Source organism: candidate division WOR-3 bacterium, assembly GCA_039804165.1.
Classification (GTDB): Bacteria; Hydrothermota; UBA3072; order UBA3072; family UBA3072; genus JAFGHJ01.
The window spans coordinates 1-25,295 of record JBDRZZ010000012.1; the positions used below are offsets into that span (position 1 = coordinate 1).

The following is a 25,295-nucleotide window of genomic DNA, read 5'->3' on the forward strand; positions in this document are numbered from 1 at the left end:
GATATAGAAGTCTTTGAAGGGAAAGAGCATTTCTTTCATAAAGTCAATAATTATCTATTTTTCTTTAATACGATGAGAAAGAACTCAAACAAGAATGATGAACTCCTTTAGAGATACTTATTGAGAGAAACAAATCTCCTGAACTTGTCCACTGGTTTGTGGCGGATCTTGATAAACTCCTGGAAAAGAAAATGGATGTGACTCTTGATCTGGAATTAGACCTTGTGAATGTTAAAATATCTCAAAGTGTCCACCACCTGCCTTGGAGGGTCTCTAAAAATTTTTATAAGGGATTATGAAATGTTATTTCAGATATAGCATACTCTTTGATTTAGAAATGTTCCCTGCTTGTAAATTATAATAATAAATTCCTGCTGGAAGGTTTTTCTTGTTTCCTATTTTGGAGAGGTCAATTTTCACTTCATAATCGCCTTTGTCTTTTTCTTCGTCTAACAGTACACTTATAACTCTTCCGCAAATATCATATATATACAATTTTACTTTTGTTTTTTGAAAGACCTTAAATGGTATATAGGTAAAGGAATTAAAAGGATTTGGATAGTTTTGTCCGAGTTGGAAAAATTCTCCTTTTGTTGTGTCTTCCAAAACCAAACCGGAACTTCCTTCTACTACTATATCTCTAAAGCAATGTATTGTTCCTATTTGATTAGAAAGGGTTAATGTGAATGTCTTTGTGTTCTTTACATTAACTATTACAGAGCCATTTAATGCTACGGATTTTATGGAATCACCGCCGAAATCTAAGGAAGCAGATGTGGCATTTTCCGAAGTCCAGCTTAGAGTGACGGTATCTCCATTTTCCGGAAGTAAAGTTTTTGACGCTTTTAGGAATCCTTTTGGGAGGTCTGGGATTAGTTTATTCTTTGCGTGGATTTTTACTGCGTTAAGAAGTGGATTACGCTCATTAACCGAAGGGAAATCTTTTTTATTCAAGTATTGTGCAGGAACATCGTAAAAAATAAATCCACCAATATCCATAGTGTCTACCAAATTTACAACTTCTTTCATTGTTGATGTGTCTGCGAAAGTAATGTATATATCTCCTTCATTTCCTATAGAATCTCTGCCAATATAAGGGCATTTCCTTGGTTCGTCATAATGGAGAGTTCCAGTTGCGGTATCAAGATAGTTCTTCTTTAGCCAATAATATTCTTTTCCCCAGTAGTAGACTTTAATTGGAGGATAATCTGGATCCCACTCTTGGAGTGGAGCTGTAACACCATTATTAGGATCATTCTTAAGTCGTCCCCCTCTCCAGATTTTAGCGTAGGTTGAGACACCGCAGCCCAATCTTTCTTTAGGAATTCCGTAATCATCCTTCCACTTTTTTGTTTTGCTATATATGGAAGTAAGTGGATTACCATAAATATCCGTTGCCCCTGCGGTGTAAACAGGACAGTTATGCCAAGTTTTAGTTGTCCAGAGCCCATCCATATCATAAGTCATTATATTCACCTGGGCAAAATATTGTGCGACTCTTGCCCAGAATTCCGGAACCGTGTATACTGCTGCTGTTAGTAAAGGTTTTTTTGTTCTATCATACCAAGCGTGGTATTTTTGAAGTGTATCATATAATTCCTGAATAAATAATCTTGTATTTGCTGTATCAACGTTAGTGAGAGGTTCAATATCAAGGTCAACTCCATCATATTTTGCTCCTAAGATGACCGAATCAATAATGGTTCTTATTGCATTTCTTCTATAAGTTGGATTTGATACCATTTTTGTCCAATTTCCCCCTCCTCCTTCCCCAAATATAGTTAAGATTATACATTTTCCTTTAGAATGAACATATTCGTTAAAGAGTTTCCTTCTCTGACTCAATAAAGTTGACCCCCAAGTTAAAGTGTTATCCCATTCTTTTTTTACATTCATTTTACCTAGGGAATCAAGGCTTGCATTAAACATAATTAGATGGGTCATTGCATCTAAGTCAATTTCTTCATAAGGTTGATTTCCATAATTTGAGGCACCAACCTCCATATTAAGGTTCCAAGAAGCTATATATCCGGAAACCCACTTATTCCAGTCTTCTGAAAAGAAGTTAATTCCATATAAAAGGGATAGTGTTATAAAGATTTTCCTCATTTTTAACCTCCTTATTTATCTTATTTTTATTATAATCAAAGTCAATAGGTTCTTCATTTAATTAGACCCCAGATAACGTGCCATATTACATCAGTCCAAAAATGGATTTCTACTGCAGTTAGAAATCCATTTTTTCGGAAAAAATAGGCGGTAAAAATAGAAAGAATCCCATTTAGAAGAATAATTCCAGAAAATAAGCACGAAGGGATTTCTCTAAGAGAATTCAACCCAAGGAGAATCATAACAGAAGGAAGATGAGCAAAGCCAAAGGTAATGGCAGAAAAGATAGAGACAATCCAAAAAATTTGATTCTGCCATTTTCCTCTTAGAATTGAAGAGAGGAACCAAACCCAAGAAGAGATAAAAAACAAACGGAAAATTATTTCTTCACCAATGGCTGCACTAATAGAAGCTATAAGTGAAGTGGGGAATGGAGGATGAGGTAGTGGTGTTCCCAAATAATGGGTTAAAATTATATCAGCTAGAATGAAAAAGAATCCAATCCCTCCACCAACAAAAATTGGAATAAGGAGCCTTTCCTTATTAGAACTTTTTGGATCCCAAAGATTAGCAAAGCCAAGTTTTTCCGAGAGTTTTATTCCAATAAGACCCAACCCTCCATAAAAAATGAGAATAATAAATCCATTTATAATAGCGAGTTTTGGCTTTGAAATGGTTGTTTCTTGGAGCTTTAAAGAGGTTCCTTGAGGCAGAAATACATTTATAGCTCCTACAATGGCAAATATTATAATAAAGCCAATATATATCTTAATTGATATATTTAGTTTTTTATTTTTCATTTTTACTTATTTTCTTCTATTTTTGTAAAAACTTTAAAAAATTTGTTAACTGATTCTTCTTCTAAATTTCTATTGTATTCCCTTACAATCTTTTTAGCATTATAAATATTTCCAAAATAATATCTCTTTGAGAGAAGAAAATAAATAATAAAAGCATTCCCATATTCTTCTTTAAGTAATTTGTATAAAGTGAAATAGAGTAAAGGAGCATTAAGAATAAAGGCATTAATTCCTTTCCCAAAATTTCCTCCATAAATTTGTCCTGCTCCAGGAATGAAAAAAGAGAGACATTCTGCGAGTTTTTCTGACTTATATTTCAGATTTTTTGCTTGAGTAAGTAAAGAGTCTACTTCTTTGACAAAAATTTCGTCTTTCTCTTCCAAATAAATATTTAAGGCTATTCTTGCAGAATCCCATTCGTAAGAGCAAATATAAGAAATTCCAAGAAAAAGAGAAGCTTCTCTTTTTATATTAGAATATTTGTTTAGAGATAGAACTTCCCAAAGGATTTCCTTTGCTTTATTATATTCCTTTAATGCAATATATGTTACACACAAATCTATTTTTCTTTCCTCTTTTGCGCTATCATTTTCTTCGAAAAGGATAGAAGACTCTAAACTTAAAATAGAATTTTCTAAATCTCCCTTTTCTCTATATCCAAGAGCCATTTTATAATAAGCATAACTGACTTTTTCTCCTTCTGGGTTGAAATAAATGTAACGCTTGTATTCGTGAATAGCTTCTTCATAAAGCCCAGCATCAAAACATTTATCTGCAAGTTCCAAAACTCTATCTTTTTCTTTTGGTAAAAAGCTTAGAAGTATGAAAGAAAAACAACTAAAAATTTTCATTTAAAAAATTTTTTATAGATAATTTAAACATTAATTCTTGTTCTTCATTGTAAATATCCGCAGCCACAATAGAACCATATATGTTTCCGAAATAAAGAAAAACACCCAAACTTCCAAAGATCCATCCTTTTACTGAATGTATTCCATCTTCCTTGAATCCTTCATAAGCCTGCCAAGCACTAAACCCAATGGTCACAAAAGAGTGAAAACCTTCCATAGGTCGGTTGCAGTAATATTTGCCCGAACCCGGAATAACTGTGGAAAGGAAACCAGAAAGAGCCCTATTCTTTTTTGGAAGATTCTCTCCAACTTCTACTAATCTTAACAATGGATTTCTATCCAAACTGGAAGCTTTCAAACATTTTTTCGCTTCTTCCCATTTTTTTGACAGGATATAATTGATAGCAGTTAATTGAAGAGCTTTATTGCTTGTATCGGATCTTTCTAAAAAGGATCTCAGGATTTCTTCGGATTTATTAACGCTGTCCATTAAGGAGTAACATAAGCTTAATTCTAAGTAAACCTCTTCTAACAATCCACTTTTTGGATATTCGGAAGGGATTTTTTTTAAATATTTTATGGAATTTTTATAATCCTCATTTAATCGGTAACAGATAGCTATTTTGAAAAATATGGAATCTGCATTCTGGGGAAGAGAATCTAAAGCGAAAAGAAAACGTTGGAATTCTATGATAGCTCTTGTATACTCTTTTTCTTTATATAGATATTCCCCAAAAGCTCGAATATTTTTCGGGCTAAAATACGGAGTTTCTTTGCTTTTAACCCCTATGGAAAAGGTAATACAAAAAAACAAAAATAATTTATTTGCAAATTTCATTTTTCTTTATAAAAAGTTCCTTTAAAATAGCATTCATTTTTTAACAATTTATTCTTCCCTCTTATGTAATAGGCTTCTACAGGATAATCAATCGCAAGTTGAGTCTCGGGGTCTATTTGATAATATTTTCGAGAAGAAAATGAGCATCTTTGGAGACGATCACTTGTCATAAGGAGACCATAAATTAAGCCATATTTTTGGACTGCTTTTGCCCCGAAACGGGAACAAGAAAAAGTGAAATTGCAAGAAGGAAGATCCTGAGAGGAGATAAATTTTCTATAGATCAATATAAGGCTGGAAAATATAATCTTAGCCTCAGAAGTTTCTTTGGGATTAAATACCGTAATTTCTTCCTTTTCCCTTATTGATTCTTTCTCCTTCTGAATAAACTCTAAGTCATATTTAATTGAAGTAGAAAAAAGATAAAGAGATAGAAATTGAGCTAATAGCATTTTATCTCCTTAACTCGTTGTCTCTTTTTTAAAAAATCCGCAAAAAATATTAAAAGCTGGATGCTCATATAATATTGACTCAGTTATAAAGAAAGTAAATTTCATATTCGACCGTAAAGTTAATATTTATTAAAGAAAAGTCAAGATTAAATCTATAAGCAGAAGTGCCTAAGCATCTTCATATTGTGAAAAATATGCTCGAAATATCTCTAATGAGAAAAATTTATTCTTCGAAGTAATAAATCCCCCTTGACAAATGAAATTTGTTCTTTATATTATGAATAAGAAAATAAAAATTTTAAAGAGAAGAAACTATTTTTGGGAAAAATAGGGATTGACAAATTTATGAAATTTATTATTAATAAATTTCGTTCTTTGATAATTGAATAGATAATAGATGTTAGACTTTTGGGCAAGCAATTAAGGGCATACGGTGGATGCCTTGGCAGAAGTAGGCGATGAAGGACGTGGCTGGCTGCGATAAGCCTCGGGGAGCCGTCAAGCTGGCTTAGATCCGGGGATCTCCGAATGGGGTAACCCAGGTCCGGTAAACCGGGCCTATCCCGAAAGGGAAGCCAACCCAGGGAACTGAAACATCTTAGTACCTGGAGGAAAAGAAAGTAAAAACGATTCCCTTAGTAGCGGCGAGCGAACCGGGAAGAGTCCAAACCTTCTCTGTGTTAAAGCCCGCATGCGTTGCAGAGAAGGGGTCGTGGGAAGCAGATACGCTCTATGCGGAGGAGCGAAAGAGTCATAAAATTGGCGGTTAGCCGAAGAACCTGGAAAGGTTCATCATAGAGGGTGATAATCCCGTAGGCGAAAACCGACCAATCTCTTCTCTGTTTTCCCAAGTACCTTGGGACACGTGAAATCCCAGGGGAATTTAGGAGGACCACCTCCTAAGACTAAATACTCACTTCTGACCGATAGTGAACTAGTACCGTGAGGGAAAGGTGAAAAGAACCCCGGTGAGGGGAGTGAAAAGAACCTGAAACCGTATGCTTACAATCAGTAGGAGCCTTGTAGTTTGGTCTTCGGACTGGACTACGGGTGACTGCGTACCTTTTGCATAATGAGTCGGTGAGTTACTCTATCTGGCAAGGTTAACCAAATCTTTTGGGTAGCCGTAGCGAAAGCGAGTCCTAACTGGGCGATTTAGTCAGATGGAGTAGACCCGAAGCCGGGTGATCTACCCATGGCCAGGGTGAAGCGAGTGTAAAAACTCGTGGAGGCCCGAACCAGTTAGCGGGAAAATGCTATTGGATGAGCTGTGGGTAGGGGTGAAAGGCCAATCAAACTCGGCTATAGCTGGTTCTCTTCGAAATAGCTTTAGGGCTAGCCTCGGATGATCAGTTATGGAGGTAGAGCACTGAATGGGTGCTGGGCCTAACCGTCTGGCGCCTAATCAAACTCCGAATGCCATAACTCAAAGTCCGGGAGTCAGGCTGTGGGGGATAAGCTCCATGGCCGAAAGGGGAACAACCCAGACCACCGGCTAAGGTCCCAAAGTGCAGGCTAAGTGGGAAAGGAAGTAGAGTTGCTTAGACAACCAGGATGTTGGCTTAGAAGCAGCAATCATTTAAAGAGTGCGTAAAAGCTCACTGGTCGAGCGACTCTGCGCCGAAAATTCACCGGGGCTTAAGCTTGCCACCGAAGCCGTGGATCAACGGATTACCTTATGGTTTTCCGTTGGTAGTAGAAGAGCGTTCCATATTCGGTGAAGCCGTACCCGTGAGGGGCGGTGGAGGATATGGAGGTGCGGATGCCGACATGAGTAACGATAAAAAGGGTGAGAATCCCTTTCGCCGAAAGTCTAAGGTTTCCTGAGGAAGGGTCGTCCTCTCAGGGTTAGTCGGTCCCTTAGGTGAGGCCGAAAGGCGTAGCTGATGGGAAACAGGTTAATATTCCTGTACCACTTCTACAATGTTATTATCTAAGGGGTGACGTAGAAGGGTATGCCAACCCTGGCGTTGGTCGTCCAGGGCTAAGCCCAAAGGAGGGGAGTCCAGGCAAATCCGGATTCCCATTTAAACTCTGAAGGGTGACAGGGAGCCATTTTTTGGCGAAGTGGCAGAACCCAAGCTACCAAGAAATAGCCTCGTAGATAGTTGTAGGAGTGACCGTACCGCAAACCGACACAGGTAGATGGGGAGAGAATCCTAAGGCGCGCGGGAGAACTCTCGTTAAGGAACTCGACAAATTGACTCCGTAACTTCGGGAGATGGAGTGCCCTCTTTGTGACTCATTTCCAATGAGTTGCATTGTAGGGTCGCAGTGACCAGGCCTAAGCGACTGTTTAACAAAAACACAGGGCTCTGCTAAGTCGTAAAGACGAGGTATAGGGCCTGACACCTGCCCGGTGCTGGAAGGTTAAGGAAGGAGGTTATCCTCGCAAGAGGAGAAGCTTCCGACCGAAGCCCCAGTAAACGGCGGCCGTAACTATAACGGTCCTAAGGTAGCGAAATCCCTTGTCGGGTAAGTTCCGACCTGCACGAATGGTGTAACGACTTAGGCATTGTCTCAACGAGAGACCCGGCGAAATTGGAATGGCGGTGAAGATACCGCCTACCCACGGAAGGACGAAAAGACCCCGGAACCTTTACTGTAGCTTGGCATTGGGTTTTGGTATAGTCTGTGTAGGATAGGTGGGAGGCTGTGAAGCCGGTGCGCTAGCATCGGTGGAGCCGTCGGTGAAATACCACCCTTTCTATATTGAAATCCTAACCCTGCCTGTGCAAGGTGGGGGACAGTGTTTGGCGGGCAGTTTTACTGGGGCGGTAGCCTCCTAAAAGGTAACGGAGGCGTCCGAAGGTTCCCTCAACGCGGACGGTAATCGCGTGTAGAGCACAAGGGTAAAAGGGAGCCTGACTGTAAGGCTGACAGGCCGAACAGAGACGAAAGTCGGGCCTAGTGAACCTTTGGTTCCAAGTGGAAGGGCCAAAGATCAACGGACAAAAGGTACTCCGGGGATAACAGGCTTATCGCGCCCGAGAGCTCCTATCGACGGCGCGGTTTGGCACCTCGATGTCGGCTCGTCACATCCTGGGGCTGAAGCAGGTCCCAAGGGTTGGTCTGTTCGCCCATTAAAGTGGCACGTGAGCTGGGTTCAGAACGTCGTGAGACAGTTCGGACTTCATCCTCCGTGGGCGCTTAGAAACTTGAGGAGAGCTGTCCTTTGTACGAGAGGACCAGGATGGACAGACCTCTGGTGAACCTGTTGTCACGCCAGTGGCACAGCAGGGTAGCTATGTCTGGAAGGGATAACCGCTGAAAGCATCTAAGTGGGAAGCCCCCTCCAAGATTAGGTTTCTCGCTTCTTGTCTTCGGACAAGAGGCTAAGGTCCCTCATAGACTATGAGGTTGATAGGCGACAGGTGTAAGCACAGCAATGTGTTGAGCCGAGTCGTACTAATAGACCGAGAGGCTTGTCCAAAAATATCTATTATCTATTCAATTATCAAAGAACTTTTTTATCACATTTGGGAATTTTTGAGATTTAAGAAAGATTTTTACTTTTTATAGATAGCCGAGATTTTTTAGATGTTCTTTTATAGACTTATCCTCTTCTTCTGTTAAGTAATGAGATTCATTAGATTTTTTATAGGAGTTATAATCTAAATCACTAAAAGAAATTTTAAATTTTTTTTCTTCCATAATTTCTGTAAGCACTCTTCCATCGCAGTCTTTCGGTATAGGTATTTCCATTAAAACACACGAGGTAGGAAATAAGTCGTAAATATTTGCTTCAAGATGTGTTCCTTTTTTTATTCCTTCGCCCATAACAAATATGATTCCATCAAGAGCTGAGGTGTGATGTCCAACAATTGATGGTCTATCTACTTTTTTGTCTACGATTCTCCCTGGAAGGTTTGTGTTTATTCTGTAGTCCTCTGTTGAGGTATAAACAATTTCTGGCATTTCTTCAAAAAAATCCCCTTTGAATAATTCCCATTTTGTTTTTGCAATAAGGATTGTTTTATTCCCATTTTCTGGGTCTTTAGCTTCAAGAAGAGCTTCTCTTATTTCTTCCGCTCCTTTTTTCTTTGCATTAGGAGTGGGATAAAACTTTGGATTTAGGTATATTCCTGCATACCAGTGAGCATAAGCCTTTGTGTTTTCCCAATCTACTTGTTCTTTAATACTTTCTCTAACAATCTTAAATTTTAATTTATCAGAGAAAAGATTTCTTAAAAAGCCGAAATTTTTTATGATTAATATTCCAGCCTTATAAGTAAGATTAAAGAGATTACTTTTAAAACTTTTTGATTTTTTTAAGTATCCTCTTTCTAAAAGATATTGATTTATATAAAAGTATTTTGTTGGAGCTTTTGAAAATCCATGATCAGAAATCACTATTACATAATCAGGTTTATGTTGATTATAGATTTCTCTTAAAGATTCGTCGCTTTTCTTTAGATAATCAAGAACGCTATTTTTGTCATTCCAAAAATAATGCATGAAGTCATCAATTTCTTTAAAATTAATTATGAAAAACTCGGGACTATATTTTTTTAGTAAACTTATGGCATTTTTTGTTCTATTTTTTATTAAAATTTCAAACTCTTTTTTTAATTTCTTTAGTCTGTTTTTATTTAAATTTTTATCGGTTTTACCTACTCCTTCGGGAAGTTCTAAATCAATTACATATTCTGTAAGTTCCTTTCTTAGTTGTTCCGGATAAACAAAGTCTTTGGCATTTTTAGGGGTAAGTGCTCCACTTACAAAAAAACCATTAACTTTCATAGGTGGATATGTCATTGGAATATTCATTACACCTACTTTTCCGTTAAAATTGGAAACCCATTCCCAAATTGTCCAGGTTTTTATGTCTGTAGAGTTTATAAATTGAGCTCCTTTAAAGAAATCCGGATTAAATCCTTTTTTTTCTCCTTTGTATAAAAAAGGACCAATTTTCCCAGGATTTTTGCCCGTGAAGATCACTGGCCATGCAAGCATTGTGAAGGGGGGAATAATGCTTTTTAAAGAGCCAAAAGCTCCTTTTTTGTAAATTTCTGAAAGGAAAGAGAGCTCTCCTTTTTCTACCCATTCTTTTATTTCTTTATAAGGAGCTCCATCTAGACCTACTACAAGAACTTTTTTCATAACAAACTAATACACTGATGAAATAAAAAGTCAATCCCCATTAAAAATGGGGCTTTCCAAAATTTTTGTGTAAGAGGTTGATTTTAAAGTAAGAAATGGTGATAGAAAAAAGGAAAGGAAGGTTCGGGAGCAAAGTATTCATTGAAATATTTAGCATATAGGGAAGTGGAAAATAATTGCAAATGAAGGAGGATTTAAGTATAGAGAATCTTTAGATGAAAAGATATTAAGTTCTAAGAAATTGATGTTTGCCTCTTTTAGGAGTTAAACTATTGGTTTACTCAAATATAGTTCAGACGAGAATGGTTGTAATCTAATAAGAAAACGAAATTTTTAAACCTCTTCCCTGAAAAGGAGGTGTGTCTATGAAAAAAGTTGTCAGTTATTTAGAAAAGTTTAATTATAATAATTTTCTTTTGAATGTTCTATAAAACATTTTACTGGGATTTTTTTCTGCCAAAGGTAAGCCTTAAGTTGTTTTGAGAAAAATTCCATTTTTTTTCTGCTTTTTAAAAACTCATAACTCTCAGAAAATTTGTTTTTTAAAATTTCTCTTAATTCCTCTCCTCCCAAATTGGTATTAAGGATTTCAATCAAATAATAATTTACAAACCCTCTTGTTAAAGAAAGAACCTTTCTAAGTTCTGTGAGGAGTGGAATAACAGGACTTATAAAACAAAAAGTTTTTATTCCTCTTAAGTGTAATTCTTTAAGGGTTTTAATTCTATTTTCATTTGAAGGGGCATAAGGTTCAAGTATCTTTCGAACTTCTTCCGAGAAACAGTTTATCGTTAAACCCACTTTTAAGTTTTTGAATTCCTTAAGTAAATCAATATCTCTTAGGATAAGATCTGATTTTGAGAGAATTGAGAGCTTTATTTCTTTATTCATATTCTCGAGGACTCTTCGGGTAAGTTTTAGTTCTTTTTCAAGAGGTTGATACGGATCAGAGACAGAACTCATTGAAACTTCTCCAGATACTTTTTTCTTTACAAGCTCTGGAGCATTTATTTTCACTTCAATCCAACTTCCCCATGGTCCATAATTTTTCCATTCGCTCATATATTTGGCATAGCAATATATACATTTATGTCCACATCCTACATATTGGTTTATAGTGTATTCTAATTCGGAATTTTTTGTTTTGGTGTATATAGATTTTGCTTCCCGTTCAATAATTCTCATTTCCTTCAACTTATATAAATTTTTATTTGTTCTTTCTTCTATCTTTCCCTGAACGTCGATCCTTCCCTGATCTTCTTTCTGGCCCATTATAATTTGGGTTAGAATTTTGCCTTCGGTCTTTTCCTGATCTTCTATCCTTTCCACTTCTTCTTTCAGGACCTACATATCCAGGAGTAAAGATAATTTTTTTACTTTTTTCCATTTCTCCTCCTAATTAAAAATATATTAATAAAGATAAAGAAAGTCAATTTTTGAATTTTATAGCATATTAAGTGGATCTATTTCAAACGAAATCTTTACTCCTTGAGTTTTATTTTCGTAGAGTTTTCTGAATAGAGTTGGAAGAGTGTATTCTTCTTTTGCTTTAAGAAGAAGGTGAAAACGAAAATACCCTTCAATTTTTCCTATAGGGCAAGGAGCAGGTCCAAGTAAAATAATCTTTTCTGATTCCTTCAAATTTTTTATTGTTTCTTTTATTTTAATTGCGGTTTGTTCAGCTTTTTCTATCTTCTTAGATTTAACAACAATTCTTCCTAATTTTACAAAAGGAGGATAATTTGCGGATTCTCTAAATTTTATTTCTTCTTTGTAAAAATTTAGGTAGTTAAGATCCAAAACATTTTTTATTGCATAATGATTCGGATTGGTACTTTGGATGAGGACTTTTCCTTTTACACCTCTTCCTGCCCTTCCTGCTACTTGAAATAAAAGCTGAAATGTCCGTTCCGTTGCTCTATAATCTGGTAGGTCTAAAGCTGTGTCTGCGGAAAGAACACCAACAAACCCTATATCTGGAAAGTCGAACCCTTTTGTGACCATTTGGGTTCCAAGAAGAATTTGAATTTCTCCTCTTTTCAATTGTTCATATATTTCTTTATGGGTGTGGGGTCTGCTTATGGAATCAGTATCCATTCTTCTTATCTTATAATTCTTATATCTTTCTTTAATTTCTTCTTCTATTCTTTCTGTCCCCCAACCAAGATAAGTGATTTTCTCATTACAAATAGGGCAATTTTCAATCTTTTTTTCTCTTTTCCCACAATGATGACAGATTAAGCTATTTGATATCTTATGGAGGGTTAGGGAAATGTCACAATCACTGCACCTTGCAGCCCATCCACAATTGTAACACTTTCCGTAAGGTGCATACCCCCTTCTATTTAAGAAAAGAATTACTCTTGAAGGCTTTTCTCCCATAAGAGCTTCTTCTATTCCCTTTTTCATTTCTTCAGAGAAGATTTTTCCTTTTGGATTTACAATTTTAAGAGAAGGGAAAGTCATTCCTTCCACTCTTTCCGGAAGATGAAGGAGTTCATATTTACCTTTTTCTGCATTATAAAAAGATTCAATAGAGGGAGTTGCACTTCCAAGAATCACAGGAAAATTGCCTATTTTACCTCTCATTACCGCTAAATCTCGAGCAGAGAATCTTGGTTTTGGATCTTCTTGATGATAAGATTCCGAGTGTTCTTCATCCACTATGATTAAACCAAGGTTTTTGAAAGGGCTAAAAACACTCATTCTTGAGCCAACTCCAATTTTCAAATTCCCATTTAAGGCGTTCATCCAGTATGAATATCTCATACTCTTAGAAGATTTATAATGGTATTCTTCACAGGTTCCAAATCTTTCTCTTATTCTATCGATAACTTGTGGGATAATTGAAATCTCTGGAACTAAATATAAGACGCTTTTTCCTTTGTTTATTACTTTTTCCATAACTCTCAAGTAAATTTCAGTTTTGCCGCTTCCAGTGACACCAAAAAGTAGAAAAACTTTAAATTGTTCATTTTCTACAGCTTCAATTATTTTCTTATAAGCCTCTTTTTGATATGGATTTAATTCTATTTTGCTCTCCTTTTTTGGATATTCTTTGATTTCTCTTACTCTTTTCATTATGGGAGGAATGCAAAAAGAAAGCACTATTCCAAGAGGGCAGACATAATACATAGAAACCCACTTGCATAAATTAAATAGGTCTTCTGGTAAATCTATAATTTTTGCCTCAATTTCCTTTGCTCCTTCAAAAGGATTTGCTTCTTCAACGACAACACCTATTAACTTTCTGTTTTTGAAAGGAATTTGAACAACACTTCCCTCTTTTAAATCCAAGGTTTCTTGTGCCTTATAAGTAAAAAAGGAAAATTTGTCAATTGGAATGGATACTTTATAATATTTCATATTAGAAAGGCAATACCAAGCTCATGAGAAATCTCTTCTTTAAAATCGATTCCCCATTTTAAATGAATTTTAAAGGGTAATAATTTCTCTCCTAAAAGAAAGTATAACCTTTTTCCAGAGCCGTAGAGTTGTTTAATTGTAAATTTCCCCGGTAAATCGTTTTCGTATTCATAAATTCTTGATTCCCAATTTGCTATTTCGTATAATATTAGCCCACCTTCAAAAATGAAGTTCTTAGAATGGCGTAAAATTAGGTAAGTTAAAAACCCTGAACCCTCTTTTCCATTTAGGGCTTCAAATCTTGTTTTAAGATTTATTTCATTAATTTTATAAATTGCGTCAAGTCTATAATTTTTTTGCCCAATTTTAGCTTTTATCCTGTTTTCTAAAGTTAAATTTTTTATTGGAGTAAAGGATAAATGGATTTCTCCAATTTTATTGAATGGCTCAAAATTTGAAATATTCCTGGAGAATTCTGAAAAAAGACCAATAGAGAAGATAGGAGAGATATTTCTGGTGTAGCTTAAGTAAAATACTTCTTTATCTTTTTGAAAAGGAGAATTCCTTATTGTTGGGAGCGAATCTTTTATATTTACATATATGGCTTTTAATCCTCTACCATTATCTATACCCATCGAGTAAGAGAGATTTTTTTTAAGTTTAGGAAAGTCCCCTCCTCCTGTTCCAAGTTCTAAGCGGAAGATATTCCCTCCCAAGTCCTTAACCATATAAAAAGAAGTTAGGATGTTTTTACCGTTTTTTTCTGCTTCGCTGAAACTACCTGTTACTCTTATAGTAGAGGTTTTGTAGCTTAATCCCAGGAGTTTTTCTTTTCCCAAAGTTTCTATTTTATTGTAAGAGCTAAAAAATATTAGATTCTTCCATTCACAAGTAATTCCCCTTAAATAATTTTCTTTATATGTAGAGAGATGGGGGCTGAAACCTTTTTCTCCAGGAATACTTCCTCCTCTATAAAAAAAGTCGGGTTTTCCCATTATAATTCCCATTCCTAAATCGAGATCATAATTCCCAATTATTAACTTTTCTGGGATATAAATTGAAAAAGCATAATACTTAGAGGGTTTTTCTTCTTTCCAATCTTTTTCAAAAAGAGCATTTAGAAAAATCCCTTTGTAAGGAAGAATAACTTTATTATAAACTTTACTTTGGGGTGAACTTATTTTTCTTTCAAATCTAAGTAGAAATTCAGAATCTTTATGTCTTTTTTGTTTTTTATCCTCCACAACAAAAAATTTTTTTATTCTATCAAAAAGATAAGGGGTTATTCCTTCTATTAAAAGGAGTTCTTCTTTTTTTAAAAAAGGATGTTTTTCCCTATATTTTATTATCCTATCCACGAGATAGCTGTCTAGATAAGGAACAAGTAAAAGCTCATCTTTTCTTGCATTATTTATGTTTATTGGATTTTCCTCAAGTCTTCTTATTCTTTCTAAAAATTCTGGGGTGTTTGTTATTTCCTCTTCGATTTCAAAAGGTTCTACTGATAAAAGCCAAAATAGCAATAATAGTTTTCCCATCTTTTATCTCGCCTTTATTTATTTTTTTCACTACATCTTCAATTTTTATTTTTACAATTTCAATTTTTTCCTCAGAAGGACGTTTTAAAGAGCAAGGTATTAAATCTGAGGCTTTAAATAGATGTATAATTTCATTGCTATAACCTGGAGTGAGATAAATATCCCCAATTTTTTCAAGTTTTCCAGGTTTGTAATTTATTTCTTCCTGAAGTTCTCTTTGGATTGTTTGGATAGGAGATTCTCCCTCTTCAATTGTCCCTGCAGGTATTTCAAGAAGAACCTCATTTACAGGGTAACGGTATTGCCTTACAAGTATTATTTCAGATTCATTAATAAAAGGAAGGGCAGCAACGGCTCCAGGATGAGAAACGTATTCCCTAAAAGTTTTTGTGCCGTCTTTAAGAGACACTCTATCTGCATTTAGTTTTAATAACCTCCCTGTAAAAATTCTCTTCTCTTCAATTATTTTTTCTTTCATTTTTCCTCCCTTTATCTTTTCCTATAATATATTGTAAAAATCTCAGAGAAACCAAGTTCAGGATGGTTTTGAAGGCCAATTGAAAGTCTAAGAAGAGCACCTTCAAAAGAAAAGCCTATTGTCGGAACCAGAGGATTTGTTAAGAGCCCAAGAGAAGCGGTAAACCTAGGAAATTTTATTTTATAACCAAATCCCATATTTATTCCCCAATTTTCTAAGAAGTTAATTTTTATTCCAAATTCGTTCCATTCATCTGAGTAAGCCCCGGAGAGTTCTAATTCGGTTGGGATTGTGGTATTTTTTATCCAAGAGAGAATTTTGAAAGTTCTAATAGAAAATTCATAGTTTAATAAAAAAAGCACAAAAGAAAAATCAAGACAAAAGCCGAGCTCTCCTTTTGATTCTTGATAAAGATAGAGAAGCGATGGTTCAGTTATGAAGATAGTATTTTCAGATCTTACTTTGTAATCACTTTCTATTGCAAGTTCTCTATAAAAGGAAGAGCCGAAATGAGAAATTCCAATACCATAGGTTTTAGTTTTCCATACGGCTTTAACTGTTTGAAGTTCAGGAAGTGAATATAATTTCTCGTAAGTTATGAAAAGAGAATTCTCTAAGAATCTACTTATGTTTCCAAAACCAAACTCATCTGCCGTTCTAAGCTCTGGGAAAAGGGAAAATATTATTAAAAACATATTTTTATTTCTCTTTTTTCATATTTTTTAGTATAAAAAGAGATTTTTTAAAGTCAAGATTATAGATAAAAAGACTGCTGGCTTGACAAATCTTTTAGCTTATATAATTTAACAAACAAAAGATGATTGAAATTAGAAACGTAAGTAAAAAATTTAGAAAAGATTGGTATGCTTTAAAGAATATAAATCTTTCAATAGAGAAGGGAGATTTTATTTTCCTTACGGGGCAAACAGGTTCAGGTAAGACAACCCTCTTAAGGCTTATATATATGGATATTTTTCCGGACGAAGGGGAGGTAGCTGTCGCTGGTTATCGTTCTTCAACAATAAAGGAATGGGAAATTCCTTATCTTAGGAGAAGAATTGGAATTATTTTTCAAGACTTTAAATTACTTCCAGATAAAACAGTTTATGAAAATGTTGCTTTTGCCCTTGAAGTTATTGGGGAAAGAGGTAAAAAGATAAGAGAGAAAGTTATGCAGGCTCTTACTTTGGTTGGGCTTTCTCATAAGAGAAACGATTTTCCCTATACTCTTTCAGGTGGAGAACAACAAAAAACAGCCATTGCAAGGGCTTTGGTGAGAGAACCTTTTATTCTCCTTGCAGATGAACCTACAGGGAATATTGATCCAGAGGGTTCCGAAGAAATAATTAGGCTCTTGCAGGAAGTAAATACTGCAGGAACGGCCGTTCTTATGGCTACTCATGCTGTAGAGCTTTCTAAGAGGATAGGGGGTGGGAGATTCATTCATATTGAACATGGGGAAATAGTGGAAAGTAGATAGAATGTTTGCATTAAGAGAAGCTTTAATAGGGTTAAAAAGAAACGGTGGCACAACATTTATAGCAATTGGGATAATGTTCTTTTCCCTTTTCCTTCTTGGAATATTTCTTTGGGGAACTTTTAATCTTTTTGGAGTGATAAGACTTGCGCGAGAAAAGGTCGAAATAAATGCTTTTCTTATAGAAGAGTTATCCGAAAAACAAATAGAGGAGCTCGCTCAAAAGCTTAAATCTATTGTAGGAGTAGAAGGAGTAGAGTTTATTAGTAAGGAGGAAGCCTTGAAAAAATTTCAGGAAGAAATAAAAGATGCTCCAAGCTTACTTGAAGCAATTAAAACAAATCCACTTCCCTCTTCTTTTAATATAAAGTTAAAAGACGGATTTACTTCTCCAGATAAAGTGAAAGAAATTGCGGAAAAAATTTCTGTATTTAGCGAGTTTGTTTCTGTAGAATATGGAGAAAAATGGATTGATAGGCTTGATAAAGTGGTAAAAATTTTGTTCCTTTTTGATATTCTTCTCGGTATTGTGATTGGCATTGCTTCGATTTTTATTGTATCAAATACAATTAGATTAACAGTTTTAGCTCAAAGGAGGACAATAGAAGTTATGAAGCTTGTTGGAGCTACAGAAAGAACAATTCAGCTACCTTTTATGGTTGCAGGCTCAATAGAAGGGTTTACAGCTGGGGCTTTAAGTGGGGGTCTTTTATATTTGATTTATCAAATAACATATAAGTTTTTTGTAAAATTTTATTTTCCTTACAATCCTATAATAATAGGAACAATTGTGCTTGGTATAATTTTAGGGATGATTGGTAGTAAGTTGGCTGTTAAATCAACCTCGAAGGAGTTAAAATTTGAAGCTCCTAACGTTTAGAGGTGGAATACATCCACCTTCTTATAAAGAGAAGACAAAGGATTGTAGAATAAAAAGAATCCCGATTCCTGATTTTTTGTATATTTATTTATCCCAGCATACAGGGACTCCTTCTAGCCCAATTATAGAGAAAGGTGTTGAAGTAAAAATAGGACAAAAGATAGCAACCTTAGGAGGTAAATTGTCATCTGCTCTTCATTCTCCTGTGAATGGAGTATATGAGGGAATAGTAACTCATCCTCACCCTTTAGGAGGAAGGAAAGAAGCTATGAAGATAAGAGTTCTTAAAGAAAAAGATAAACCTTTTGAAGTGACTTTGAGAGAAGATGTTACTTCTCTTTCGAAAGAGGAGCTTATTGAGATTATTAAAGAGAGTGGAATAGTGGGTATGGGTGGAGCAGCTTTTCCAACTTATTATAAATTACAAATTCCACCTGGTAATAAAATAAAAGATTTAATAATAAATGGAGTTGAATGTGAGCCTTTCCTTACATCAGACTATAGAGTAATGATGGAATATTCGGAAGAAGTAATAAAAGGGATTGATATTTTAAGAAGGATAATTGAACCGGAAAATGTGTGGGTGGCAATTGAGGATAATAAACTTGATGCTTTTCGTAGGTTGGAAGATGCGGCTTCTAAATTCCCTTGGATTAAATTTGCCCTCCTAAAGACAAAATATCCTCAGGGTTCTGAGAAACAATTGATAAGTGCGATCACAAAAAGAGAAGTTCCTGAAGGAGGTTTACCTTTTAGTGTTGGGGCTTATGTGCAAAATGTTGGAACTGTTTTTGCAATTTATGAAGCAGTCTATCTTGGTAAACCTCTTTTTGAAAGAGTTGTGACTGTAACTGGGAGTATAAGACATCCGTCTAATTTTCTTACACCTATTGGAACACCTTTAGAGCATTTAATTGAGGTTGCCGAAGGACCAATAGGGGAAATTGCAAAAGTAATTAATGGAGGACCTCTAATGGGTATAACTCAAGCAACCCTTAAGACTTGTGTTACTAAAGGGACAACCGGAATTCTTGTGCAGAGCGAAAGGGAGTTAAAGAAGATGGAGCCTACACCCTGTATAAGATGTGGTGCTTGTGTTTTGGTTTGCCCAATGAGGTTACTCCCAACAGAATTATATAAATATATTGAAAAGGAAAAGTGGGATAGGGTAGAAGATCTTGGGGTTTTATCCTGTATGGAATGTGGGAGTTGCTCATATGTTTGCCCTGCGAAAATACCTCTTACTCAAGAGATTAAGATAGCTAAAAATAAATTGATAAAAAAAGAGAGTAAATAATGTTACGGATTACTCCTGCTCCTCACATTTTCTCTAAGGTTAGCGTAAAGAGGATAATGTGGAGTGTCGTTTGGGCTTTAACTCCTGCTTTAGTATATTCTATTTATATTTTTGGAATAAGAGTTCTTTTTCTCTTGTTTCTTTCAATTGCTTCAGCTATGGGAAGTGAATTTCTATTTGAGAAAATTACAAAAAGAAAAATAACAATAATGGATGGAAGTGCTGTTATCACAGGTTTTCTTATCTTATTTAACATATCTCCCAATTCTCCCTGGTGGTTCCCTGTGGTTGGTTCTACTTTTTCTATTCTTATTGCTAAACAGTTATTTGGTGGTATTGGATATAATATCTTTAATCCTGCTCTTATTGGTAGAGCTTTCCTTATGGCTTCCTGGCCAAAATTAATGACTGGAAATTGGGTTCCTCCTAAATCTGGTACACTCTCAGGCCTTCCTTCTCAGTTTCTTGATGGAATATCCCAAGCAACACCTTTAACTTTGTTAAAGGTAAACCCTACTTCTTCTGTTGTAGAATCTTTAAATTCAACTTATATGATTAAATCTCTTTTCTTTGGAAAAGTTGGTGGTTGTGTAGGAGAAACTTCGGCCCTTCTCCTTTTAGTAGGAGCTTTATATCTATTTATTATGAGAATTGCAGATTGGAGGATTTCTCTTGGTTATATTGGTTCTATATTTGCACTCTCGGGAATTTTTTATTTTTCAGGATTAACACCCGTGAATCCTCTTTTCCATATCTTATCTGGAGGTGTGATGCTAGGAGGGCTTTTTATGGCAACAGATCCTGTCACTTCTCCAGTTACATTAAAAGGGAGGTGGATTTTTGGAATTGGGGGTGGATTAATTTGTGTTTTAATAAGAATCTGGGGAGGATATCCTGAAGGGGTCTCTTACTCAATTTTAATAATGAATATGTTTGTGCCTCTTTTAGATAGGATTTCAGAGAGAAAGATATTTGGGAGGTAATATGGTAAGGAAAATCCAAGAGGTAATGGTGATATTTTTAGTTAGTATAACTTCTGCTTTTCTTCTTGCTTTTGTTTATAAATATACAGCACCTATCATCGCTAAAAACAAAGAAGAGACATTAAATAAATTGTTAAGCGAAGCATATCCGAGGCCTAATGTTATCTTTAAAGAGGTAAAACGAGACACATTATGGAGAGTCTTTAAAGATGGGAAATTTATAGGTCTTGTTTTTAGAGGAGAAGCTAGAGGATATTCTGGCAAGATAAGACCTCTTGTAGGGGTTGATTCAAGTGGTATAATTCTAAAGGTTAGAATTCTAAAAGAGGAACTTACAGAGACACCTGGTTTAGGTATGAAGATAGTAGAGGAGTCTTTCTTAAAACAGTTTGAGGGACTTACTAAAAATGAAGTGTGGTTGAAAAAAGAGAAAAGAGAAGGGAAAATAGATGCAATAACACAAGCGACAATATCCTCCAAAGGGATTACATTGGCTATAAGAGAAGGGATGGAAAAATTTGAGGAGTTTTTACCAGGATTTAAAGAAAAGAAATTTTTAGAAGGGAGCCTTGATTCTTTAAGAGATATATATGGGGAAGAAGTGAAAGAAATTGTGCCAGGAGAACTATGGGAGATTTCAAACAATTTTGTGTTTTTCTTAAAAGGAGAAGATTCTTCAAATGTTTTTTATACACTTGTGTTTTTAAAAGAAAAGGTTATAAAAAAACTATTTATTTTGATAGAGAGCTTTGAGGGAAAAGAAAAGATAAAAGAGGAAGAAATTTTAAAGAGTTTGTTTCGCCTGAATTCAATTGAGGATCTGGATAAAATAGAGTTTCCAAAGGAAATTAAAGAACTTGGTGAAAAAATTGAAAGAGAAATGAAAAATAAATATGAACAATTAATTGGGAGGGGAAAATAAAACAAGCTTTTTTAAACGGGGTAATTAAAAACAATTTAATTCTTGTGATTGCAATTGGACTTTGTCCTACCCTTGCAGTAACCACTTCTGCGTATAATGGTTTAGGGATGGGGCTCGCTGCAACTTTTGTTTTTGTTTTTTCCAATCTTATCATTTCTTCCTTAAGGAAGATCATCCCTAATAATTTAAGAATTCCAGTTTTTATTATAATAATTGCATCTTTTGTCACAATAATAGATTATGTTCTAAAAGCTTATATACCTCCACTGTCTGCACAATTGGGTGTTTTTGTTCCGCTTATAGTTGTAAATTGCGGAATTCTTGGTAGAGCGGAAGCTTTTGCTTATAAAAATCCTGTAAATCTTTCTTTTATGGATGGCCTTGGAACAGGTTTAGGATTTACACTTGTGCTTTTTATAATGGGAAGTTTAAGAGAAATCTTAGGCCAAGGTAAATGGATGAGCATCCCTGGAATTTTTGATGGATTTAAAATATTTGGTTTGTCTTATGTTAATTCTCCTATAATTCTTTTTATTCTGCCACCTGGCGGTTTTCTTACAATTTCTTTCCTAATGGGAATTTCAAAATTTTGGAGGAAGAATAATGAATAATCTTTTTCTCATATTTTTATCGGCATTTCTTATTAATAATGTGATTTTAATGCGATTTTTGGGTCTTTGCCCATTTTTTGGGGTTTCTAAAGAAATTAAAACGGCTACCTCTATGGGGATGAGTGTTATCTTTGTGATGACCCTTGCCACAGTAATAACTTGGTTTTTGTATAATTATGTTTTGGTCCCTTTAAATTTGATTTACTTAAGGACAGTTGTATTTATTTTGGTAATTGCCTCTCTTGTTCAGTTTCTTGAACTTTTCTTTAAGAAACAGCTTCCAGCCCTATACTCGGCTCTTGGTATATTTTTACCTCTTATAACAACTAATTGTGTTATTTTAGGTGTTGCCTTTCTTACTATAGACAATAAATTCAACTTAATAGAAGGGATTGTTTTTGCAATTAGTAATGGTTTAGGCTTCCTTTTTGCAATTATCCTTATGGGTGCAATTCGAGAAAGATTGGAAATTGCTCCTATTCCTCGAGCCCTTAAAGGGCTCCCAATAGCCTTTATTGTAGCTGCTCTTATGGGGATTGCATTTCTTGGCTTTTCTGGATTTTTGGGTTTATCTATATAAAATGTGAAGCTTAAAGAGGACATATACAATTTTTTAAAGAAGGAAATAGGGGAAGAAAAAGTTTTTTCTCCTCCTCCATATCCTGGAGAGATTCTTTTGGCTTACTCTTTTAAAGAAAAAGGCCCCCTTGTTCTTTTAACAGAAGAATCTCCTTTAAAAGTTGCGCAAGATGCTGAATTTTTCTTCACCAAGATTTTGTGGTCTGGTGAGAATTTAAAGAAACTAAGTGCACGTATTAAAACAAAAGATTTTGAAATTTTAATTCTTGAAGAAAGAGATTTGTACCTTGAGATTCCTCAACAAGATTTTATTAAGCTTTCCATAGGAGGAGAATTTTCCTTATCTAACTTTCAGAGATTTCTGGAAGAATGTGGCTTTCTAAGGAGAAAGAGAGTTTATGAAGAGGGTGAGTATGCCTTAAGAGGAGGGATTATTGACATTTGGAGTCCAGATAAAGAATCTCCTTTAAGAATAGAACTTGAGGATGAAAAAATTGTTTCTCTTAGGCTGTTTGATCCTTTAACTCAATTATCTATTAGAGAGATTAATGAGGCGAATCTTTTAATTGATAAAGGAGAGGTAAAAGTCTTAGGAGAAGTAATAAAGGAATTTTTTAAGATTGGCAGAAAAATTGAAGGGTTTGATCCCGAGATTTTGTTAACTCCAGAAGGGAAGACAATTCCTTTTATTCCAGCCATTTCTTTTAATAGAAATCTTGAGCACTTTAGAAAAGAAATAAGAATGCTTAAGGGTTTTAGAATATTTATTGCTGCAGGTACTCCCGGTGAAGTGAGTAGGCTCCACGAACTATTTGATTCCGAATTTCCTGAAATAGAATATTTGGACCTTTTTCTATCAAAGGGTTTTGTAATAGATAAGATAAAAATTGCAGTTTTTACAGAGGGAGATCTTTTTGGGGCTCTTAGAGCTATTAGAAAAATAAAAGAAGAAGAGATTCCTGTAGAGTTTGACTATAAAGGTTTTATGCGAGGAGATTATCTTGTCCATGAAGACTTTGGTATAGGCCGTTTTGGGGGACTTGAAATAGTGGAGATAGATAAGAGAAAAAGAGAATGTATTGTGGTAGAATACAAGAACAAGAGTAGAATTCTTGTGCCAATCGAGAAATCAAGACTTCTTACAAAATATGTTGGAGGAGGAGAAAAAGAACCAGAGCTTTCTGATCTTTCAAGGAGTAAATGGGAAGTCAGAAAGAAAAGAATAAAAAAAGAGTTAGAAGATTATGCACGATCTCTACTTGAGCTTTATGCAAGGAGGTCTCTTGCTAAGGGATATTCTTATTCAAAAGATAATTCTTTAATAAGAGAACTTGAATTTTCTTTTCCATTTCAGGAAACCCCTGATCAAGAAGAAGCAATAAAGGATGTTTATGAAGATATGGCAAAAGATAGACCGATGGATCGTCTTCTTTGTGGTGAAGTTGGTTTTGGTAAAACTGAGGTTGCGCTTCGCACAGCATTTAAAGCAGTGATTGAATCTAAGCAGGCAGTTCTTCTTGCCCCTACAACGATTCTTGCAGAACAGCATTATAGAACTTTTAAAGAAAGACTGAGAAATTTTCCTGTTAACATTGAGTTACTTTCCAGACTTACTAAAAAAAGAGAAAAAGAAATTCTTGAAAATATTAAAACAGGAAAGTGCGATATTGTAATTGGAACCCATATGTTGATTAATAAGAAGATAGAGTTCAAGGACTTAGGGGTTCTCATAATTGATGAAGAACAACGTTTTGGAGTTAGGCAGAAAGAGAAAATAAAAGAGATGAAAATAAATGTAGATGTTCTTTCAATGAGTGCAACTCCCATTCCTAGAACTCTTCAACTCTCCCTTTTAGGATTGAGAGATTTGTCTGTGATTCGGACCCCTCCTTTGGGAAGGAAAAAAATTATTACGGAAGTAATCTATTGGGATGAAAATAAGATACGAGATGCAATATTAAGAGAGATAGAAAGAGGAGGACAGGTTTTCTTTGTTCACAATAGGGTTGAGAGTATTGAGAATGTTAGAAAAAAATTAGAGGGAATTGTTCCTGAAGTGAAAATTGTTGTAGGACATGGACAGATGGAAGCGGAGGTTCTTGAGAAAAGGATGATAGATTTTCTTGAACGTAAATACGACCTTTTGCTTTCAACAGCTATTATAGAGTCTGGACTGGATTTGCCGAATGTGAATACAATAATAATTGACAAGGCTGAAAGTTTTGGACTTGCAGATTTACATCAATTAAGGGGGAGGGTGGGAAGGTCTTTTAGACAAGGATTTTGTTATCTTATAGTTCCAAAAGGGCTAAGTGGAAAAGCAAGAGATAGAATATCTACAATAAAAACATATTCGGATTTAGGCTCTGGATTTAAGATCTCTCTTAAAGATCTTGAGATAAGGGGAGCTGGAGAAATTTTAGGGGAGGAGCAACATGGTCATATTGCCACTTTGGGTTATGAACTATATTTGAAACTTCTTAAGGAAGCTATTAGGAAAGTTAAGGGAGAAGAAGTTACAGAAAGACCGGAAGTGGAGGTGATTCTTGAAGGGGCTTTTTATATTCCTAAAGATTATATTCCAGAAGAAGAGGAAAGGATTGAATTATACAGAAGAATTTCATCTGCTTTGAGTGTAGAAGAAATTGATAAAATAGAGAGTGAAATAAAAGACCGTTTTGGAAAGATGCCTTTTAATGTTTTAAAAATCCTTAAATGGGCAAAAATTAAGATTTTGGCAGAGTCTAAAGGAGTAAAGAAGGTTGAAGAAGGAATAAAATCGTTTAATTGTGAAATGAGGAGAGAACTTAAGAAAGAAGAAATAGAAAGGTTGGTTTCTAAGATAGAAGGAATTAAGTTTTCTTTTAGGGAAAAAGTTATAAATGTCTCGATTCCAAGAGATGCCATTTTTATGTTTTTAGAACTTTGTGATACCGTATCTAATTCTTCTTTCTGAGTGGTTTTTGAAAAGTTTTATCTAAGACTTGACAGAACTTCAAAATTAAACTATG

General features: G+C 35.0%; 20 protein-coding genes and 1 rRNA gene. 9 read left to right on the forward strand and 12 right to left on the reverse strand.

Going from position 1 to position 25,295, the window contains the following annotated elements; translation table 11 throughout:
• Positions 1–303 precede the first annotated feature (303 nt).
• Genes ABIN61_05455 through yidD form a run of 5 tightly spaced genes read right to left on the reverse strand, consistent with a single transcriptional unit; the run spans position 304 to position 5,050 of the window.
• Positions 304–2,109: a glycosyl hydrolase family 18 protein gene (locus ABIN61_05455; protein MEO0293650.1), complete on the reverse strand. Its 1,806-nt coding sequence runs from the start codon at positions 2,107–2,109 to the stop codon at positions 304–306.
• Positions 2,110–2,162: 53 nt separating this feature from the next.
• Positions 2,163–2,909 (reverse strand): CPBP family glutamic-type intramembrane protease, encoded by a 747-nt coding sequence (locus ABIN61_05460; GenBank protein ID MEO0293651.1) that lies wholly within the window; start codon positions 2,907–2,909, stop codon positions 2,163–2,165.
• A gap of 2 nt (positions 2,910–2,911) precedes the next feature.
• The gene (locus ABIN61_05465; protein MEO0293652.1) at positions 2,912–3,760 is read right to left on the reverse strand and encodes a hypothetical protein; all 849 of its coding nucleotides are present in this window, start codon (positions 3,758–3,760) and stop codon (positions 2,912–2,914) included.
• Entirely contained in the window at positions 3,747–4,598 is an 852-nt protein-coding gene (locus ABIN61_05470) for a tetratricopeptide repeat protein (GenBank protein ID MEO0293653.1), read from the reverse strand. Before ABIN61_05470 ends, ABIN61_05465 begins: the two co-directional genes overlap by 14 nt.
• Positions 4,595–5,050, reverse strand: a complete 456-nt coding sequence (yidD, locus tag ABIN61_05475; protein ID MEO0293654.1) for a membrane protein insertion efficiency factor YidD — start codon at positions 5,048–5,050, stop codon at positions 4,595–4,597. Before yidD ends, ABIN61_05470 begins: the two co-directional genes overlap by 4 nt.
• Positions 5,051–5,460: 410 nt before the next feature.
• Here yidD and ABIN61_05480 point away from each other — a divergent pair.
• Positions 5,461–8,483 (forward strand): 23S ribosomal RNA (locus ABIN61_05480).
• Between the two features lie 83 nt (positions 8,484–8,566).
• Here the strand turns inward: ABIN61_05480 and ABIN61_05485 are convergent.
• The 7 genes from ABIN61_05485 to ABIN61_05515 form a co-directional block, all read right to left on the reverse strand.
• Entirely contained in the window at positions 8,567–10,153 is a 1,587-nt protein-coding gene (locus ABIN61_05485) for an alkaline phosphatase family protein (GenBank protein MEO0293655.1), read from the reverse strand.
• Between the two features lie 396 nt (positions 10,154–10,549).
• Positions 10,550–11,338 carry a radical SAM protein gene (locus ABIN61_05490; protein MEO0293656.1) on the reverse strand — a complete coding sequence of 263 codons (789 nt, stop codon included), beginning with the start codon at positions 11,336–11,338 and terminating at the stop codon, positions 10,550–10,552.
• Positions 11,339–11,360: 22 nt separating this feature from the next.
• A complete protein-coding gene (locus tag ABIN61_05495; protein MEO0293657.1) occupies positions 11,361–11,540 on the reverse strand; it encodes a hypothetical protein in 180 nt (59 codons plus the stop codon).
• A gap of 56 nt (positions 11,541–11,596) precedes the next feature.
• Positions 11,597–13,519 carry a primosomal protein N' gene (priA, locus tag ABIN61_05500; GenBank protein ID MEO0293658.1) on the reverse strand — a complete coding sequence of 641 codons (1,923 nt, stop codon included), beginning with the start codon at positions 13,517–13,519 and terminating at the stop codon, positions 11,597–11,599.
• Positions 13,516–15,057, reverse strand: a complete 1,542-nt coding sequence (locus tag ABIN61_05505) for a helix-hairpin-helix domain-containing protein (GenBank protein ID MEO0293659.1) — start codon at positions 15,055–15,057, stop codon at positions 13,516–13,518. Before ABIN61_05505 ends, priA begins: the two co-directional genes overlap by 4 nt.
• Positions 15,008–15,535: an NUDIX hydrolase gene (locus tag ABIN61_05510; GenBank protein ID MEO0293660.1), complete on the reverse strand. Its 528-nt coding sequence runs from the start codon at positions 15,533–15,535 to the stop codon at positions 15,008–15,010. The genes ABIN61_05505 and ABIN61_05510 overlap by 50 nt, the downstream gene beginning before the upstream one ends.
• Positions 15,536–15,546: 11 nt before the next feature.
• The gene (locus ABIN61_05515; protein ID MEO0293661.1) at positions 15,547–16,230 is read right to left on the reverse strand and encodes a hypothetical protein; all 684 of its coding nucleotides are present in this window, start codon (positions 16,228–16,230) and stop codon (positions 15,547–15,549) included.
• 122 nt (positions 16,231–16,352) lie between these two features.
• Between ABIN61_05515 and ftsE the strand changes: the two genes are divergently transcribed.
• The 8 genes from ftsE to mfd are packed head-to-tail and all read left to right on the forward strand — an operon-like array spanning position 16,353 to position 25,240.
• Positions 16,353–17,015, forward strand: a complete 663-nt coding sequence (ftsE, locus tag ABIN61_05520; protein ID MEO0293662.1) for a cell division ATP-binding protein FtsE — start codon at positions 16,353–16,355, stop codon at positions 17,013–17,015.
• 1 nt (position 17,016) lies between these two features.
• Entirely contained in the window at positions 17,017–17,892 is an 876-nt protein-coding gene (locus ABIN61_05525) for a permease-like cell division protein FtsX (GenBank protein ID MEO0293663.1), read from the forward strand.
• Positions 17,873–19,189: an electron transport complex subunit RsxC gene (rsxC, locus tag ABIN61_05530; protein ID MEO0293664.1), complete on the forward strand. Its 1,317-nt coding sequence runs from the start codon at positions 17,873–17,875 to the stop codon at positions 19,187–19,189. Before ABIN61_05525 ends, rsxC begins: the two co-directional genes overlap by 20 nt.
• A complete protein-coding gene (locus tag ABIN61_05535) occupies positions 19,189–20,172 on the forward strand; it encodes an RnfABCDGE type electron transport complex subunit D (GenBank protein MEO0293665.1) in 984 nt (327 codons plus the stop codon). Before rsxC ends, ABIN61_05535 begins: the two co-directional genes overlap by 1 nt.
• Before the next feature lies 1 nt (position 20,173).
• Entirely contained in the window at positions 20,174–21,094 is a 921-nt protein-coding gene (locus ABIN61_05540; protein MEO0293666.1) for an FMN-binding protein, read from the forward strand.
• Positions 21,091–21,705: an electron transport complex subunit E gene (locus tag ABIN61_05545; GenBank protein ID MEO0293667.1), complete on the forward strand. Its 615-nt coding sequence runs from the start codon at positions 21,091–21,093 to the stop codon at positions 21,703–21,705. The genes ABIN61_05540 and ABIN61_05545 overlap by 4 nt, the downstream gene beginning before the upstream one ends.
• On the forward strand, positions 21,698–22,285 hold the full coding sequence (locus ABIN61_05550) for an RnfABCDGE type electron transport complex subunit A (GenBank protein MEO0293668.1): 588 nt from the start codon (positions 21,698–21,700) through the stop codon (positions 22,283–22,285). Before ABIN61_05545 ends, ABIN61_05550 begins: the two co-directional genes overlap by 8 nt.
• Before the next feature lie 3 nt (positions 22,286–22,288).
• Positions 22,289–25,240: a transcription-repair coupling factor gene (mfd, locus tag ABIN61_05555; protein ID MEO0293669.1), complete on the forward strand. Its 2,952-nt coding sequence runs from the start codon at positions 22,289–22,291 to the stop codon at positions 25,238–25,240.
• The last annotated feature ends 55 nt before the right edge of the window (positions 25,241–25,295 follow it).